The 16,795-nt window shown below is 64.9% G+C and carries 13 protein-coding genes; 11 read left to right on the forward strand and 2 right to left on the reverse strand.

Annotation, left to right across the window (positions count from 1 at the left end; translation table 11 throughout):
• Positions 1-6 precede the first annotated feature (6 nt).
• From JAO73_RS00425 to JAO73_RS00445, 5 genes are all read left to right on the forward strand, one after another.
• Positions 7-1,338, forward strand: coding sequence for a hypothetical protein (locus JAO73_RS00425; RefSeq protein WP_198975229.1), 1,332 nt, complete (start codon positions 7-9; stop codon positions 1,336-1,338).
• A 36-nt stretch (positions 1,339-1,374) separates the two neighbouring features.
• Entirely contained in the window at positions 1,375-2,649 is a 1,275-nt protein-coding gene (gene kynU / locus JAO73_RS00430) for a kynureninase (protein ID WP_198975230.1), read from the forward strand.
• A 78-nt stretch (positions 2,650-2,727) separates the two neighbouring features.
• On the forward strand, positions 2,728-3,399 hold the full coding sequence (locus tag JAO73_RS00435; RefSeq protein WP_198975231.1) for a hypothetical protein: 672 nt from the start codon (positions 2,728-2,730) through the stop codon (positions 3,397-3,399).
• Between the two features lie 35 nt (positions 3,400-3,434).
• Entirely contained in the window at positions 3,435-4,028 is a 594-nt protein-coding gene (locus tag JAO73_RS00440) for an alpha-ketoglutarate-dependent dioxygenase AlkB family protein (protein WP_198975232.1), read from the forward strand.
• A 725-nt stretch (positions 4,029-4,753) separates the two neighbouring features.
• Positions 4,754-6,130 (forward strand): FAD-dependent oxidoreductase, encoded by a 1,377-nt coding sequence (locus tag JAO73_RS00445; RefSeq protein ID WP_198975233.1) that lies wholly within the window; start codon positions 4,754-4,756, stop codon positions 6,128-6,130.
• A 7-nt stretch (positions 6,131-6,137) separates the two neighbouring features.
• Here JAO73_RS00445 and JAO73_RS00450 read toward each other — a convergent pair whose 3' ends face one another.
• Positions 6,138-6,464 (reverse strand): hypothetical protein, encoded by a 327-nt coding sequence (locus tag JAO73_RS00450; RefSeq protein ID WP_190926171.1) that lies wholly within the window; start codon positions 6,462-6,464, stop codon positions 6,138-6,140.
• Positions 6,465-6,762: 298 nt separating this feature from the next.
• On the opposite strand from JAO73_RS00450, the gene JAO73_RS00455 reads away from it, so the two are divergent.
• Positions 6,763-7,476, forward strand: a complete 714-nt coding sequence (locus JAO73_RS00455) for a LytR/AlgR family response regulator transcription factor (RefSeq protein ID WP_190926173.1) — start codon at positions 6,763-6,765, stop codon at positions 7,474-7,476.
• Here JAO73_RS00455 and JAO73_RS00460 read toward each other — a convergent pair.
• Complete coding sequence (locus JAO73_RS00460) at positions 7,473-8,093, reverse strand: 3'-5' exonuclease family protein (RefSeq protein ID WP_198975234.1); 621 nt, start codon at positions 8,091-8,093, stop codon at positions 7,473-7,475. The genes JAO73_RS00455 and JAO73_RS00460 overlap by 4 nt on opposite strands.
• Before the next feature lie 208 nt (positions 8,094-8,301).
• On the opposite strand from JAO73_RS00460, the gene JAO73_RS00465 reads away from it, so the two are divergent.
• From JAO73_RS00465 to JAO73_RS00485, 5 genes are all read left to right on the forward strand, one after another.
• Entirely contained in the window at positions 8,302-9,054 is a 753-nt protein-coding gene (locus JAO73_RS00465; RefSeq protein WP_198975235.1) for a hypothetical protein, read from the forward strand.
• Between the two features lie 54 nt (positions 9,055-9,108).
• Positions 9,109-11,877 (forward strand): TonB-dependent receptor, encoded by a 2,769-nt coding sequence (locus JAO73_RS00470; RefSeq protein ID WP_198975236.1) that lies wholly within the window; start codon positions 9,109-9,111, stop codon positions 11,875-11,877.
• Between the two features lies 1 nt (position 11,878).
• Complete coding sequence (locus JAO73_RS00475; protein WP_198975237.1) at positions 11,879-13,027, forward strand: DUF4249 domain-containing protein; 1,149 nt, start codon at positions 11,879-11,881, stop codon at positions 13,025-13,027.
• 63 nt (positions 13,028-13,090) lie between these two features.
• Positions 13,091-14,242: a DUF4249 domain-containing protein gene (locus tag JAO73_RS00480; protein ID WP_198975238.1), complete on the forward strand. Its 1,152-nt coding sequence runs from the start codon at positions 13,091-13,093 to the stop codon at positions 14,240-14,242.
• A gap of 58 nt (positions 14,243-14,300) precedes the next feature.
• Entirely contained in the window at positions 14,301-16,721 is a 2,421-nt protein-coding gene (locus tag JAO73_RS00485) for an MG2 domain-containing protein (RefSeq protein WP_198975239.1), read from the forward strand.
• Positions 16,722-16,795 lie beyond the last annotated feature (74 nt).

Genomic DNA, 16,795 nt, shown 5'->3' on the forward strand with positions numbered 1-16,795 from the left:
AATTCCATGCTTTTTGCTTCTTCTCTGTCGGTGCTGACGCAGCTGGGCCGGTTAAGCCGGCGCGCCGTTTTGAGCGCCTGGAACAGCCCCGTGGGCCCGGTGCTGCTTCACCTGCTGCTGGTGGCCGCGCTGGTTTCCACATTGTATTGCTTCGGCATCATCCATATCCTGCCCTCGGATGAAAACCTCATCGTGTGGGATGCCATGTGGTATCAGCAAATTGCGCGGGAGGGCTACTCGTATTCGGAGGTGCGCACCAGCTCGGCGGCGTTCTTTCCGCTGTTTCCCTATTTCTGGCGGCTCACGCACCTGGGTCCGCTGGGCATGGCCCTGCTCAACGTCGGCATCTTCAACGCCGCCTTTGCCTGGCTGGGGCACCAGCTGCGGCTATCGCGCCGGTGGCAGCTGCTGGCGCTGTCCACGCCCATGCTCATGTTCATGTGGCTGCCCTACACCGAGGCCTTGTTTTTTCTGTTCAGCAGCATCATGCTGGCCGGCTTGCACCGCAACCGGCTGGACTGGACGCTGGTGGGCATGTTCGGGGCCGGGCTCACGCGCTCGGCCAGCTCGTTGTTTACGCCCGCGCTGGTGCTCACGGTGTTTGTGCTGGCCGTGGCGGGCGAAACCCGGCGGGCCCGCCGGCTGGGCATTGGGGGCGTGCTCACGCTCGTGGCCTCCGTGGCCATTGTGGCCGTCATGCAACAGGTCCAAACCGGCGAGCCCTTCGGCTTCATCAAAGCCCACAAGCACTGGAGCCATGTGCTGAGCTGGCCGCTGTGGCCGTTGCACGCCACCACGGGCATCAACATGCTCTGGCTGGAAGCCCTGGCCATGGCGGTCGGCATCGCGGCCGCGGGCCTGTGCCTGGGGATGGTCATCCGGGCCAAACGCCGATGGGCGCAGCGCCTCAGCCTTGCCTATCCTTCGGCGGCCGTGGTGTTTTCGCTGGCTTATGCAGTGTGCGCGCTGCTGTTCGTGGTTTTCTTTCAGAAGGGCAACGTGGCCAACCTGGCGCGCTACATACTGGCCACGCCTTTCCTGGTGGTCTTGTTTTGGCAGGTGAGCCAATTGCCCGCCTGGCCGGCGCGGTACTACGCGGCCGTGGCGGCGGGCTTGGGCTTGGTGTGGCCCATTTTTGGCGCCTACACGCGCTTTCCGGCGTTCAGCCTGGCACAAACGCTGTGGTACTTCGGCCTGACTACCGCCTACGCCCTAGCATATCTGGGGTGGCGCCAGTGGCGCTACGGCCGCGAAATGGTGATGCTGCTCTACTTCTTCAACCTGATTGTGCAGCTGCACCTGCTCGAAAGCATTTTGCAGTATTACCTGGTTGAATAATTTATACCTGACGCTTTGGCCCCAAACGGCTACCCCATGACTGATTTCCGCACCCTCGACGCCGCCGACCCGCTGGCGTCTTTCCGTCAGGAGTTCCACATCCCGCCCGGGCCCGACGGCCGGCCCTGCGCCTACTTCTGCGGCAACTCGCTGGGCCTGCAGCCCAAAGCGGCCCGCGCCGCCGTAGAGCAGGAGTTCGACGCCTGGGAGCGGCTGGGCGTGGAAGGCCATTTCCACGGCGTGTCGCCCTGGATGCACTACCACGAAACCCTTACCGACGCCTCGGCCCGGCTGGTGGGCGCCCGGCCCATTGAGGTGGTGGTAATGAACAACCTCACCGTGAACCTGCACCTGCTGCTGGTGACGTTTTACCGCCCCACGGCCACGCGCTACAAGATTCTGATGGAAGGCGGCGCCTTTCCTTCCGACCAGTACGCCATCGAGAGCCAGGCGCGTCTGCACGGCCTCGACCCCGCCGACGCCATTGTGGAGCTGGTGCCGCGCCCCGGCGAGCACACCCTGCGCACCGAGGACATCGAAGCCACCATCGCCGAGCTGGGCGACTCGCTGGCCACCGTCCTCATCGGCGGCGTCAATTACTACACCGGGCAGGCCTTCGACATGGCCGCCATCACGCAGGCGGGCCACGCCGTGGGCGCCTACGTGGGCTTCGACCTGGCCCACGCCGCCGGCAACCTCGACCTGCGCCTGCACGACTGGGACGTGGATTTTGCCTGCTGGTGCTCCTACAAGTACCTCAACTCGGGCCCCGGCGGCACGTCGGGCGTGTTTGTGCACGAGCGGTTTGCCCAGCGCCCCGACCTCGTGCGCCTGGCCGGCTGGTGGGGCCACGACCCCTCCGACCGGTTTCAGATGAAAAAGGGCTTCCGGCCCATGGCCGGCGCGGCCGGCTGGCAGCTGTCTAACGCCCAAATATTCCCGATGGCCATTCATCGCGCCAGCCTCGACCTCGTGGACCGCGCCGGGGGCATGCCCGCCCTGCGCCGCAAGAGCGAGCAGCTCACGGCCCGCCTCGAGGGGCTGATTCGCGGCCTCAACCTGCCGGCTTCCGCGCTGGAAATCATTACCCCGGCCGACCCGGCGCAGCGCGGCTGCCAGCTTTCGGTGCTGGTGCACCGGCGCGGACGCGAGCTGTTCGATTACCTCGCCAGCCAGGGCATCATCGCCGACTGGCGCGAGCCCAATGTCATTCGCCTGGCACCCGTGCCGCTCTATAATTCGTTTGAGGACGTAGACCGGGTGGGCGAAGCGCTGGCGCGCTTCTTCAGTGAACAGTTAGCAGTGCGTTAGGAATAACGGCTGCCTTCGCACGCCCACCGGCCATTTGCTCACTGCCAACTGTTCACTGCTAACTGCTAACCGAAAAAAATGGAAGATTACGCCGCCAAGATGCTGCTCAAAACCGATGCGGCCCTGCGCGAATACGTGACCGGCCATGTCCAGTACCGCGAGGCCGCCGTGCTCGCCGCCCTCGACGAGCTGCGCCGCCGCGGCCAGCCCGCCCCCGAAGAAGCCGAGCTGCGCCCCGGCCTGGAACTGGCCGCGGCCGAGCAGCGCCGGGCCGAAGCCGCCGCCGAGGCCGAACGCCGCGCTACCACTCCCCCCGATGCCGCAGCAGCCGCGGCTGGCCCGGCGCTGTACTCGCCGATATCCATTGTGCTGTTTTCGCTGCTTTTCACCATGATAATGGGCGGCGTGCTCATGTGCATGAACCTGGTTCGGCTGGGCAAGAAAGGGGTGGCCCTGGGGCTGGCCCTGTTTGTGGTGGCCTACCTCTACGTGGGCAGCCTGCTGCTGGGCCCGCTGATGATGTCGTTGGGCATCAGCCCCATACTAGGCGGGTTATTGTTCAACGTGCCGGCGGCGCTGCTCTACGGGCTGTGGGTGTGGCCGCGCTACGTGGGCGCCATCAGGTACCGCAGCCGCAGCATACTGGTGCCCGTGCTCATCTATTTCCTCTTTGCCTGGGGCGTGCTGAAGGTGATTCCCTACCTGCCCAAAGCCGAGCGCCAGAAACTGGAGCGCATGATGCAGAAATAGCTCCTGCCGCTGGCCGCCGCGTTAGTTCTTTTGCCATGCCCCTGCAGCCGCTCACTCTGCCCCAAGCCGACCTGCTTTTTGACCCGGCTTTTCTGCCGGCTGCCGAGGCCGATGCGCTCTTGGCCCAGCTCACCGCCGAAGTGGCCTGGGAGCAGCGCAGCATCCGGCTGTTTGGGCAGGAGTTTCCGCAGCCGCGCCTCACCGCTTGGTACGGCGACCCGGAAGCCCGCTACACGTATTCTGGCTTGGCCTGGGAGCCCCGCCCCTGGACGCCCGTCCTGCAGGCCCTACGCCAGCGGGTGGCGGCGGCCTGCGCCGCCCCCTTCAACAGCGTGCTGCTGAACCTGTACCGCGACGGCCGCGACAGCATGGGCTGGCACGCCGACGACGAGCCCGAGCTGGGCCCCGAACCCGTCATCGCCTCGCTCAGCCTGGGTGCCACGCGCCGGTTTCGGCTGCGGCCGCGGCCGGGATTGGTTCTCCCTCCTTTATCGCTCGATTTGGCCTCCGGCAGCCTGCTGCTCATGCGCGGCCCCACGCAGCAGCACTGGCAGCACGCGCTGCCCAAAACCACCCGGCCGCTGGGCCCGCGCCTCAATCTGACCTTCAGGTGGGTGGCGGGTGCGTGAACGGTTAGTATAAGATATCGGGGTGGCCGCACAGTTCCTCGCAGGTTCCGAGGCCAACTTCGTATTCGCCCACCCGAAAAGTGGGCAGCGTGCCGGTTGGGGATGCTTCAGTTGGTGCAGCCTCCGGGGTAGCATCGGGGGCGGCCGGTAAATCGGTGAGCGGTGTATCGGCGGACTTGGCTGCGGCCGAACGGCGTGGAAAAGTATTATGTGGCATTCGTTTGTTTCATCAAAAAATCAGCAGATAGCAATAGCAATTGAATTAGTAGCGGATATTGGGATGGCCCTGTAGCTGCGGGTCCCCGTCTTCGCCCACCAGGTAGTGGCCTATCCGCAGCGACGCCTGGGCGACCACAGGCAATTCCGGCATGGCCCGGCGACGCCAAGCAGCACCGCTGGCGCGACGCCCGAGGGCGCTAGCCGAAAAGGGCCATGCCAAAGCCGTAGAGCGGCGAGTGGCCCGAAGGCGCCAACGCAAATACCGAGAACCTTTGTAACGGAAACGCAGAGCAGTCATAGCCAATGGTGTTTTTGTTATACTTCGTCAAAGGTCTGGCTGGGGTTGCCTCTTGCGTAAATTTTACGACCAGTCATATAAAATAGCCGATGAGTGCAACAAGCTTACCGGTGGATATTTCGCACTTCTGAAGCGAAGCCCCGCGCGGGTAGTAGCTTCGCTGCCCACCCGCCCGCTTGGGCATTCTCACTTCCTCTTTCCTGTTTTTATGGCCGCTGATTCCTCTGTTTTGCCGCATTCAGAGCCGCTCACCGTGATGGGAGCCGGCTTGGTGGGCTCGTTGCTGTCGTTGTACCTGGCCCGGCGGGGCCATCCCGTGCAGGTGTTTGAGCGCCGGGCCGACCCTCGCCGGGCTGGCTTTCAGGAAGGCCGCTCCATCAACCTGGCCCTTTCCGACCGGGGCTGGCGCGCGCTGGAGGGCGTGGGCGTGGCCGACGACATCCGGCAGGTGGGCATTCCGATGACCGGGCGCGTGATGCACGACGTGCAGGGCCACCTCACCCGACAGCCCTACGGCCAAGATGGCCAGGCCATCTATTCCGTCAACCGCGGCCACCTCAACCGCCGTCTGCTCGACCTGGCCGAGGCCCAGCCCGCCGTGCGCCTGCAATTTGGCCAGCAGTGCCTGGGCATCGACCTCAAAAAGCAGGAGCTGCACCTGCTCGACACGGCCACGCAGCAGGAGCACACCGAGAAGTACACCCGGCTTTTTGGCACCGACGGTGCATTTTCGGCCGTGCGCGGGGCCTTGCAGAAAACCGACCGCTACGACTACTCGCAGGACTATCTGGAGTACGGCTACAAGGAACTGACCATCGAGGCCGGCCCCGGTGGCACGTGGCAATTGGAGAAAAACGCCCTGCACATCTGGCCGCGCGGGCAGTACCTCATGATTGCGCTGCCCAACCTCGACGGCTCGTTCAACGGCACGCTGTTTTTCCCTTACGAAGGAGCCGAAAGCTTTGCGGCGCTGCAAACCCCGGCCGACGTGACGACCTTTTTCGGCCGCGTGTTTCCCGACGCCGTGCCCCTGATGCCGAACCTGACCGAGGAGTTTTTCACGCACCCCACGGGGTCGTTGGTCACCATCCGCTGCTTTCCGTGGAAGTACGACGACGACGTGCTGCTGCTCGGCGACGCCTCACACGCCATTGTGCCGTTTTATGGCCAAGGCATGAACGCCGGTTTCGAGGATTGCAGCGTGCTCAACGAGTTGCTCGACCAGCACGGCGATGCCGCCTGGCCCACCATTTTTGCCGAATTTCAGCAGCAGCGCAAGCCCAACACCGACGCCATGGCCGACCTGGCCGTGTACAACTTCGTGGAAATGCGCGACCGGGTGGCCGACCCGCGCTTTCTGCTGCAGAAGAAGATTGAGGCCAAAATCTCGGCCCAGTTCCCCGGCCGCTGGACGCCGCTCTACTCGCAGGTCACGTTTTCGCACACGCCCTACGCCGAGGCTTGGGCTGCCGGCCAGCGCCAGGACGCCATCATGGCCCGGCTGATGCCGCACATCCAGGCCGAAGCCGATTTTGACCGGCCCGAAGTGCAAGCGCTGGTGGCGCAGGAAATGGCCGCCCACTAGCCTGCGGCTACCGCCGGGCCAGTTCGGTGCCGTCGAGCGCCAGCGGGGTGCCGGCCAGTTGTTGGCACAGGGCCACGTAGGCCTGCAGCTGCTGGGCGTCGAGCAGGAGGCGCAGGGCCTGGTGGTACTCCTGCCGGGTCCGGGCCACGTCGTCGCAGGTGAGGGCCAGCAGCAGGGCCTCGCGCTGGGTTTGGGTGCACAGTGCCAAGGCGTGCCGCTGGGTAGGGCTCAGCGCCAGGGTGTCGGCCAGGAAAGCGGTGATGCGGCTGGTTTCGCGGGCCTGGGGCGCCAGGCCGGGCGCGGCGGTTTCGTTGCGGGCCTCGCATTGGGCCATGGTTAGCGGTTTGGGGCGCCGGGCGGCCTGGACAGTTAATGCACTTGCAATCAGCAACAAAGTCGGCAGCGCACGGTGGGTCAGTAGCATCATTCGGTAAAAAGGCAGCAGGAGCATGCTAACCAGCGGGCTCATTCTGTGTTATTTGCAGTCATCAAAGCTATGATTGGCCCTTTCGTGGCGTTTTAACCGATGGGCGACCGTCGGCTTTCCCTCTGCGAGTGGTTACTTTATATCGGCGAATGTCCATGCTTCGGACGCTTCGCTTTTGCCCGCTACCCTCTCCCTTTTCCCGCCTATGTTAACATGCGCCATCATCGATGACGACGAGATTAACCGTCTGACTCTGGAACACTACGTCGAGCTTACGCCCGACCTTAAGCTTGTCGCTTCACTCGCCGATGGCATTGCCGGGCTCACGTTTTTCCGCGAAGGCGGCAAGGTCGATGTGCTCTTTCTTGACATCGAGATGCCTCACCTCAGCGGCCTCGAATTGCTACGCGTGCTCACCGACCCGCCCGAAGTCATCATCACCACGGCCCGCCAGGATTTCGCCGTCGATGCCTTCGAGCTGCGCGTGACCGACTACCTGGTGAAGCCCTTTGAGTTTGCCCGCTTCACGCAGGCCGTGCAGCGGGTGCAGGCCCGGCGCAGCGGCCCGGCCGCCCCCGCCGCCGCGCCCGAGGCCCCTTCCAACACCGACCTGTTTGTGAAGGTGAACAGCCGCATGGTGCGCATCAACTTCGACGAGGTGCTGTACGTGGAGGCGCTGTCGGACTACGTCAACATCGTGACGGCCAAGCACAAGTACATTGTGTACACCACGCTTAAGGCCTTAGAAACGCGGCTTAGCTCCTTCCCCAATTTCATTCGGGTGCACCGGAGCTATTTGCTGAACACGCAGCAGATTGAGTCCATCGAAGACAACACGGCCAACCTGCGCGGCGGCCACTTCGTGCCCATCGGCAAGTCGTACCAGGAAGCCTTTTACAAGGGCCTGCAGCGCATTTAGGCATCCGCTTCGTCTTCGGCGCGGGGCACTTGCTGGTACACGGGCAGTGCGTAGAACGGCCGTAGCAGCCGCACCACGTCGAGGGCGTCGGCCAGGGCCTCGTGGGCCACTTCCCGGTCGGGGAAGCGGGCGCGGGCTTTGCAGATGCTCATGCTGGGCAGGCGGCTGTCTTTGTGCCAGTTGAGGTAAAACACGGCGGGGTCGAGCATGGCGGGGTCGGCACGCACGAGCTGGCCGTAGCCGGGCAGCATCTTGAGAAAGCCCAGGTCGAACACGCCGATGTTTTTGCCGGCCATGGTCACCGTGACGCAGCCGTGGGCATCGGACCGAAAGCCGTGGGCCAGCAGAAACTCGCGCAGCTGCGGCATTAGCTCGTCGGGCGGGCAAAGCTCGGGGTTGGGCTCCTTGCGGGCCAGCTCCTGCAGCAGGCGGGCGTTGAGGGCGAGGGCGCCGGCGGTGCCCACGTATTCGGGGTGGCGCACCACCCGCCGAAACGCGGGCAGCTCGGCCAGGGGCAGCGGCCGGCGGCTGTCTTCGATGACGGCGGCCAGCTCCAGCACTTGGTGGCGCTGGGGGTTGGAACCGGAAGTTTCGAGGTCGAGGGAAACGTAGCGCATGAACGGTGTGTACGGGCCGGCGGCCAAAGCTGCTAATCTGCGGCGCGGCGCCGTATCTTTCGACACGTTGGCTATCACCCTGGCCGGCTTGGCGTTCCCGCTTCTACCGTTGCTGTTGGGCTGCAGTTGCAACTCCCACCGGTTTTCAGCGTCGGGTTTGGCAGGCGGGCTCGGCCAGAACGCCACGTCCGGCCTCCTTCCTTTCCCCATGAAAACATTCCATACCGTGTGGTTGCTGCTGGCAGCCTGCTGGCTGGCCCGGCCCGCCTGCGGCCAGACCGCCGCCGCGCCCGACCCGGCGGCGGGAGCCGCAGCCCTGGCCCAGCAGCAATACAATGCCTCGTTTGGGCGCCACCCGCAGCTGTACAACGGGCCTGAATACGTGGACTACGCCAAGCGCTACAACAGCCGCATCGGGCACCAGTATTTTTTGGCGCCGGAAAAACAGCCCGGCGGCGTGCACTACAACGGCCATTACTTCGCCAACCTGCAGCTGGCCTACGACGTGGTGCGCGACCAAGTGGTGCTGCAGCTGCCCACCAACCCGCTCACGCTGCGCCTGGCCAGCGAGCAGGTGCGCTACTTCTACCTCAACGACCACCGCTTTGTGCGGCTGCTGGCCGACAGCAGTGCCGGCGGCGTCATTCAAACCGGCTTTTATGAGGTGCTGGCCGACAACAAGGTGCAGCTGCTGGCCAAGCGCGCCAAGCGCCTGAGCGAGCAGCTGAGCCAGCGGACCATCAACGCAGAATTTGTGCCCATTGACCGGTATTTTCTGCGGAAATCGGGCACCTACTATGCCGTAACCGGTAAGTCGGGCGTTGTGCGCCTGCTGGCCGACCACGGCAAGGAAGTGCAGCAGTTCATCCGGGACAAAGATTTGAAATTCAACAAAGAGCAGCTGGGCCCGTCGCTGACGCAGGTGGCGCAGTACTACGGCACCCTGCCCGCGCCGCAGTAGCGGCGGCCGCCGCCGCAGCAGGTTGTCGGGCATTCGTTCTTCTATCGCCTTCTCATGAAGCAAACGTATTCTATTGTGTTGTTGCTGCTGGCGTTGCTGGGGCTGCCGGTGGCGGCCAGCCACGCCCAGCAGGCCGAAAAAACCATCAGCGGAAATTTTGAGCGGGTGCCGTTTGCGCAGTTCGTCAGCCAGGTGGAGGCCCAGACCGATTTCCGGTTTTACTTCAATCCCCGGTCGGTGGACAGCCTGTTTGTGACGGCGCGCGTGCAGAACCAGCCGCTGCGCGCCGTGCTCTACCAAGTGCTGCAGGCCACCGACTTCCGTTTTGCCGTCGATGGGCAAAACCGCGTGTTCATCTCGTCGCGGTTGGGCATAAACCCGGACCTGCCGGCCGACTTTTTCAAGCCTCAGGGCTCATCGGTGGCGGTGGCGGAGGAGGAAGACGACGAGCCCGTGGTGGCCGGCCGCTCGCACCTGGTGAGCGCGGCCGAGTTTAAGGTGTACGAAATCGGGCTGGGCGGCGCCAGCGGGCAGGCCACGCTGGCCGGCCACATCCGCGACAGCAAGACCGGCGAACCGGTGGTGGGCGCCTCCATCTACTCCGAGCAGCCCAACATCGGGGCCAGCACCGACCAGTTCGGTTTCTACTCGCTCACGCTGCCCGTGGGGCGCTACAACCTGAAAATCCGGGGCGTGGGCATCAAGAACACCCGGCGCCAGGTGGTGCTACGCGGCAACGGCAAGCTGGAGATTGAGGTGGAAGAAGACATTGTGGCCCTGAAAGAAGTGGTGGTGGAAGCCGAGAAAGACAAAAACGTGTCGAGCCTGCAGATGGGGGTTGAGAAGCTCGACATCAAGACCATGCGGCAGGTGCCCACGGCCTTCGGCGAAACCGACATCCTGCGCGTGCTCATGACGCTGCCGGGCGTGAAAACGGTGGGCGAAGGCAGCACCGGCCTCAACGTGCGCGGCGGCGCCACGGACCAGAACCTGATTCTGTTCAACGATGCGCCCATCTACAACCCCTCGCACTTGTTCGGCTTTTTCTCGGCCTTCAACCCCGATGTGCTGCAGAGCGTGGAGCTGTACAAAAGCGCCATTCCGGCCAAGTACGGCGGGCGGCTGTCGTCGGTACTGGAAATCACCACCCGCGAGGGCAACAAGAAAAAACTGTCGGGCTCGGGCGGCATCGGGCCGCTCACCAGCCGCGTGACGCTGGAAGGGCCGCTGCTGAAAGACCGAAGCTCGTTCATCGTGAGCGGGCGGGCCAGCTATTCTGACTGGCTGCTGAAGCAGTTGCCGAGCAAGCAGTTTTCGCAGAGCGCGGCTTCGTTCTACGACGTCACGGCCCACCTCAGCCACGAGTTTAACGAGAAGAACTCGCTGTACGCCACCGGCTATTTCAGCACCGACCGGTTTCGGCTGGCCAACGACACCACCTACCACTACGTGAACCAGACGGCCACCCTGAAGTGGCGCCACAACTTCACCAATCAGTTCTACGGCGTGCTCACGGGCACCTACAGCCACTACGCCTACGACGTGACGAGCACCAACGACATCTTCACGGCCTCGCAGCTGAAGTACGCCATCAACCAGACCAACGTGCGGGCCGATTTCAGCTACTACCCCAGTGCCCGGCACACCGTCGACTTCGGCGCCAGCTCGCAGCTCTACGACGTGGACCCCGGCAGCTTGCTGCCCCAGGGCGACTCGTCGCGGGTGAAGCCGGTGGTGTTGGCCAAGGAAAAGGGCCTGGAAAGCGCCCTGTACGTGTCGGACCGGTGGGACGTAACGGCCCGCCTGTCGGTGTCGGTGGGGCTGCGCTACTCGCTGTTTCAGGCGCTGGGGCCGCGCGACGTGTACCAGTACGCGCCGGGTGAGTCGCGCTCCGAAGCGTCCATTACCGACACCACGCGCTACGCCAATAACAAGGTGCTGGCCACCTACCACGGCCCGGAATATCGGCTGTCGGCGCGCTATTCGCTCAGCGACAACTCTTCGGTGAAGGCCAGCTACACCCGCACCCGCCAGTACATTCACCAGCTCACCAACACGGCGTCGGTGTCGCCGACCGACATCTGGAAGCTGAGCGACGCCAACGTCCGCCCGCAGCTGGGCGACCAGGTGTCGGTGGGCTACTACCGGAACTTCAAAGCCAACACGATTGAGGCGTCGGTGGAGACGTACTACAAGTCGCTGCGCGATTTCGTGGACTACAAGAGCGGCGCCACGCTGGTGCTCAACCCCCACATCGAAACCGACATCATCAACGCCCAGGGCAAGGCCTACGGCGTGGAAGTGTTTGTGAAGAAGCTCACCGGCAAGCTCAACGGCTGGGTGAGCTACACCTACTCGCGCTCCCTGGTGCAGGTGAATACGGCCGTGACTTCCGACATGATAAACGGCGGCAACTACTACCCCAGCAACTTCGACAAGCCCCACGACGTGACGCTGGTGGGCAACTACCGCCTGAGCCGCCGCTTCAGCACCTCGCTGAACTTCAATTACAGCACGGGCCGGCCCATCACGCTGCCGCTGGCCAAATACTACATCAACAACGCCCTGCGCGTGTACTATTCCGACCGCAACGCCTACCGCGTGCCCGACTACTACCGCGTGGACCTGGCCCTGAACATCGAGGGCAGCCACAAGGTGAAGAAGCTGGCCCACAGCTCTTGGACGGTGGGCGTGTACAACCTGACCGGCCGGCGCAACCCGTATTCCATCTACTTCCGGTCGTCGGGCGGGCAAATCAAGGGCTACCAACTGTCGATTTTCGGCTCGCCCATCCCGACTATCACCTACAACTTCAAGTTCTGACATGAAGACTTTCCTTTTCATCGGCCTGGCCCTGCTGTGGTGCGCGTGGCTGGGCGGGTGCACCGACCCGTACCTGCCGGAGGCCATTCAGAACCCGCCGAGCTACCTGGTGGTCGACGGCTTCGTCAACAGCCGGGGCGCGAGCACCGTGCGCCTCTCGCGCACCTACGCCATCGGCGCCAGCACGGCCCCGCCGGCCGAGACCAAGGCCACGGTGTATGTCGAGGAAGAGGGCGGCGCGCGCTACCCGCTCGCCGAAAGCCCGGCCGGCACCTACACCTCGGCCACCCGCACCCTCAACCCGGCCCGCCGGTACCGGCTCACCGTCCGCACCCAAAGCGGCCAGGAATACGCCTCGGAGTTCGAAGCCGTGCGCAACACCCCACGCATCGACGATTTTTCCTGGCGGGCCACCGCGGATGGCCTCCAAGTCATCATCAGCACCCACGACGCGGCCAACGCCACGCGCTTCTACCGCTGGGACTACGAGGAAACCTGGGAAACCGTCCCCGTGCTCATCCCCACGCTCGAATACCGCAACCTCGACCCCATTCCGCCGGGCGGCCTCTACCCTATTTCAGCCAACGCGCGGTTTCCGCGCATCTGCTGGGGCAATGAGAAGTCAACCGACATCAAGCTACTGAGCACCACCCGCCTTACTCAGGATATTGTTTCCAACTACGTGGTGCGCGCCTTGCCCACCACCAGCAGCCGTTTGCGCCACCTCTACAGCATTTTGGTCACGCAGGCGGCCCAGTCCGAGGCCGAGTACCGCTACTGGGAATTGCTGAAGAAAAACACCGAGAACATCGGCACCCTGTTCGACCCGCAGCCCGTGCAGCTGCTGGGCAACGTGCGCTGCCTCACCGACGAGAAGGCCCTGGCCCTGGGCTTCGTCGGCGTGCACTCCGTGGAGCAGCAACGCCTGTTCATTCGGTATGCCGACCTGCCCAACGACTGGCGCATTTCCAGCGGCTACGACAACTGCATCCCCGACACGATAAAAAAACCGGAACAATTCCAAGCTGTTTTCGGCGGCCCCCAGAACGTGCCGCTGGCCTACGGCGGCGGCGGCGTGCTCAGCATCGACCGCGGCTGCGTGGACTGCCGCCTCTACGGCACCACCGTGAAACCCTCGTTCTGGCCATAACGGCGAATAGCTCTTCCCGCTACCCCAACTCTTTCGGCCACCGCCTGCAACTTGCCCTCTTACATGCGCGCCTCCTTCCTTTCTATCCCGTTTGCCGTGCTATTAGGCCTGGTTCTGCTGGGCGGGTGCACCGACCCGTATTTGCCGGAGGCCATCCAGAACCCGCCGAGCTACCTGGTGGTCGACGGCTTCGTCAACAGCAAGGGCGCCACCGCCGTGCGGCTCTCGCGCACCTACGCCATCGGGGCCAAAACGGCCCCGCCGGCCGAGACCAAGGCCACGGTCTTCGTCGAGGAAGAGGGCGGCGCGCGCTACCCGCTCGCCGAAAGCCCTGCCGGCACCTATACATCGCCCATTCGCACCCTCAACCCGGCCCGCAAGTACCGCCTGCGCATCAACACGGCGGATGGCCAGCAGTACGCGTCCGGCTTTGAGGCCGTCAACACCACCCCGCGCATCGACGATTTTTCGTGGCGGGCCACGCCCGAAGGCCTTAAGCTCCTCATCAGCACCCACAACAACGACCCCGCCGCCACGCGCTTCTACCGCTGGGACTACGAGGAAACCTGGGAAAGCATCCCCCTGCTCATTCCTTCCTTGGAATACCGCAACCTCGACCCCATGCCCCCGGGCGGCATGTTCCCCATCACGACGCGGTTTCCGCGCATTTGCTGGGGCAATGAGAAGTCGACCGACATCAAGCTCGTTAACACCACGCGCCTGAGTCAGAACGCCGTGCGCGACTACGTGGTGCGTGAGCTGCCGACGACCAGCAGCCGGCTGCGCCACCTCTACAGCATTCTGGTCACGCAGGCGGCCCAGTCCGAGGCCGAGTACCGCTACTGGGAGCTGCTGAAGAAAAACACCGAGAACATCGGCACCCTGTTCGACCCGCAGCCCGTGCAGCTGCTGGGCAACGTGCGCTGCCTCACCGACGAGAAAGCCCTGGCCCTGGGCTTCGTCGGCGTGCACTCCATGGAGCAGCAGCGCCTCTTCATCCGCTACCTCGACTTACCCAACGACTGGCGCATTTCCAGCGGCTACGACAACTGCGAGCCCGACACCATCAGAGACCCTAGGCTGTATATCGCCTATTTCGGGGGCCCCTACAACGTGCCGCTGGCCTATGGCGGCGGCGGCGTGCTGGGCGTGGACCGCCGGTGCGTGGACTGCCGCCTCTACGGCAGCACCGTGAAGCCATCGTTCTGGCCCTAGGCGCTGGCCTGAAGTGTATTACAACCTGTTTCCCCTTTTTCTCTATATGCGGTTGATTATGTGGGCTTCAACATCTATCCGGCGCGCCGCGGCGGGCCTGCTGCTGGCGCCGGTGCTGGGGCTGCTGGCCACCGCGCCCGCCCGCGCCCAGGCCGACTCGCTGGGCGGCCTCACCCGGCAGCTGAGCCGGTTTGTGCAGTGCGACCCGCACGAAAAGCTCTACCTCCACCTCGACCGGCCCGTGTACCTGAGCGGCGAAACCATGTGGTTTAAGGTGTACGCCGCCGAGGGCACCCACGCCCGGCCGCTCACGCTGAGCAGCGTGGCCTACGTGGAAGTGCTCGACGCCAGCCACCGCCCCGTGCTACAGGCCAAGGTGGGCCTGAAAAACGCCGTGGGGCAAGGGGCCTTCCCGCTTCCGACTGCGCTGCCGGCGGGCACCTACCAGGTGCGCGCCTACACCAGCTGGATGCAGAACTTCGGCCCCGACACCTACTTCCAAACGGCCGTGACGGTCATCAACACCTCCACGGCGTCGGGTGCCGCGGGCAAGGACTCGGCCGCCTATGAAGCTCGTTTTTTTCCGGAGGGCGGCAATTTGGTGCGCGGCCTGCGCAGCCAGGTGGCGGTTAAGGTGACCGACCGAACGGGCCGGGGCGTGGCGGCCGAGGGCCGCGTGCTCGACAACAAGGGCCGTGTGGTGGCCACTTTTGCCACGCAGCACCGGGGCATGGGCCGCTTCGCCTTCACCCCCGCCGAAGGGCTGCAGCCCTACACGGCCGTGCTCACGCTTGGCAACGGCCGCGCCACCCCCCTCACCCGCCCGCTGCCCCGCCCCTACGACGCCGGCTACGTGCTGCGCCTGGAAGAAACCAGCCCCACCCAGCTCACCCTGACGGTGAGCGCCAGCAACCGCCAGCCCGAAACCCTCTACCTGCTGGGCCATTCGCGGCAGCAAGTGGCCCTCACCCAGCGCCTGGCCCTCGTGGACGGCCAAGTCACCTACACCTTCGACAAAAGCCAACTGCTGGAAGGCATTTCGCACCTCACGCTGTTCACGGCCAACCGCCAGCCGGTGTGCGAGCGGCTGTATTTCCGGGCGCCGGCGCAGCGCCTGGCCCTGGCGGCGCGGGCCGACAAGGCGCAGTACGGCCCGCGCGAGAAAGTGCAGATGCAGCTGGCCGCGCCCGGCCTGGCTGCCCCCGAAGCCGCCAGCCTGTCGATGGCCGTGTACCAGCTCGACTCGCTCAACACCGTCCGCCCGGCCTCCATCGAAGCGTACCTGTGGCTGGCCGCCGACCTGAAGGGCGACGTGGAAGACGCAGCTTATTACTTCAACGAAACCGACCCCGCCGCCCGCACCGCCGCCGACAACCTGATGCTGACGCAAGGCTGGAGCCGCTGGCGCTGGGAAGACGTGCTGGCGCCTGCGCCGCCGGCCTTCGCGTTTCTGCCCGAGCCCTACGGCCCCGTGGTGACGGGCCAGCTCACGCAGGGCGGGCGGCCCGTGGCGCGCGCCGGCGTCACGGCCTACCTGGCGTCGCCGAGCCGCCTGCTGCGCCTCACCAACGCCGAGAGCACCGCCGACGGCCGCCTGCGCTTTGAGCTGCCCGCGCCGGTGGGCCCGCACGACATTGTGGTGCAAACCGACCCGCAGCAGGACAGCACCAGCCGCGTTGCGCTGCTCGACCCATTTTCGACGCGCTACGCCACGGCGCCGCTGCCCGCCTTTGGCCTGGTGCCCGCGTTCGAGAAGGACTACGCCCGGCGGCACCTGCAGGCCCAGGTGCAGCGCGTGTTCACTGACCGCACGCGCCGGTATGCGCCCGCGCCTGCCGTGGACAGCACCGCCTTCTACGGGCGGGCCGACGAGACCTATTTGCTGGACAAGTACACCCGCTTCAAGGTGATGGAGGAAGTGCTGCGCGAGTACGTGCCGGGCGTGGTGGTGCGCATCCGCAAAGACGGTTTCCACCTGCTGGTGACCGACCGGGCCAACAAGGTGCTGCTGGAAAAGAACCCCATGGTGCTGCTCGACGGCGTGCCGGTGTTCGACATGAACAAAGTCATGGCCATCAACCCGCTCAAGGTGCAGAAGCTGGAGGTGATTGACAGCCGCTACCTGCACGGCGCGGCCATCTACAACGGCCTGATGAGCCTGACCACCTACAAAGGCGACCTGGAAGGCTACCAGCCCGACGCCCGCGCCCTGGTGCAGCAGTACGAGGGCGTGCAGCGCCAGCGCGAGTTCTACGCCCCGCGCTACGAAACCGCCGCCGAGAAAGCCAGCCGCCTGCCCGACCTGCGCAACCTCCTCTACTGGAACCCCAACCTCGCCCTGACCGGGGCCGGGGCCCAGACCGTGGAGTTCTACACCGGCGACCAAGCCGGGCGCTACCTCGTGGTGCTGCAGGGCCTGAGCGGCAGCGGCCGCGCGGGCACCACCACCGCCGTGCTGGAAGTGAAACCGGCGCTGTAGGCCCGCGCCGGCCAGAGCGGGCGCCATTTCTTTTGGCAAAAGTGGCGCGCGGGTTAGCCACGGCCTTGGGCTGC

This window comes from Hymenobacter miniatus, from assembly GCF_016427455.1.
GTDB classification, from domain to species: Bacteria; Bacteroidota; Bacteroidia; order Cytophagales; family Hymenobacteraceae; genus Hymenobacter; species Hymenobacter armeniacus.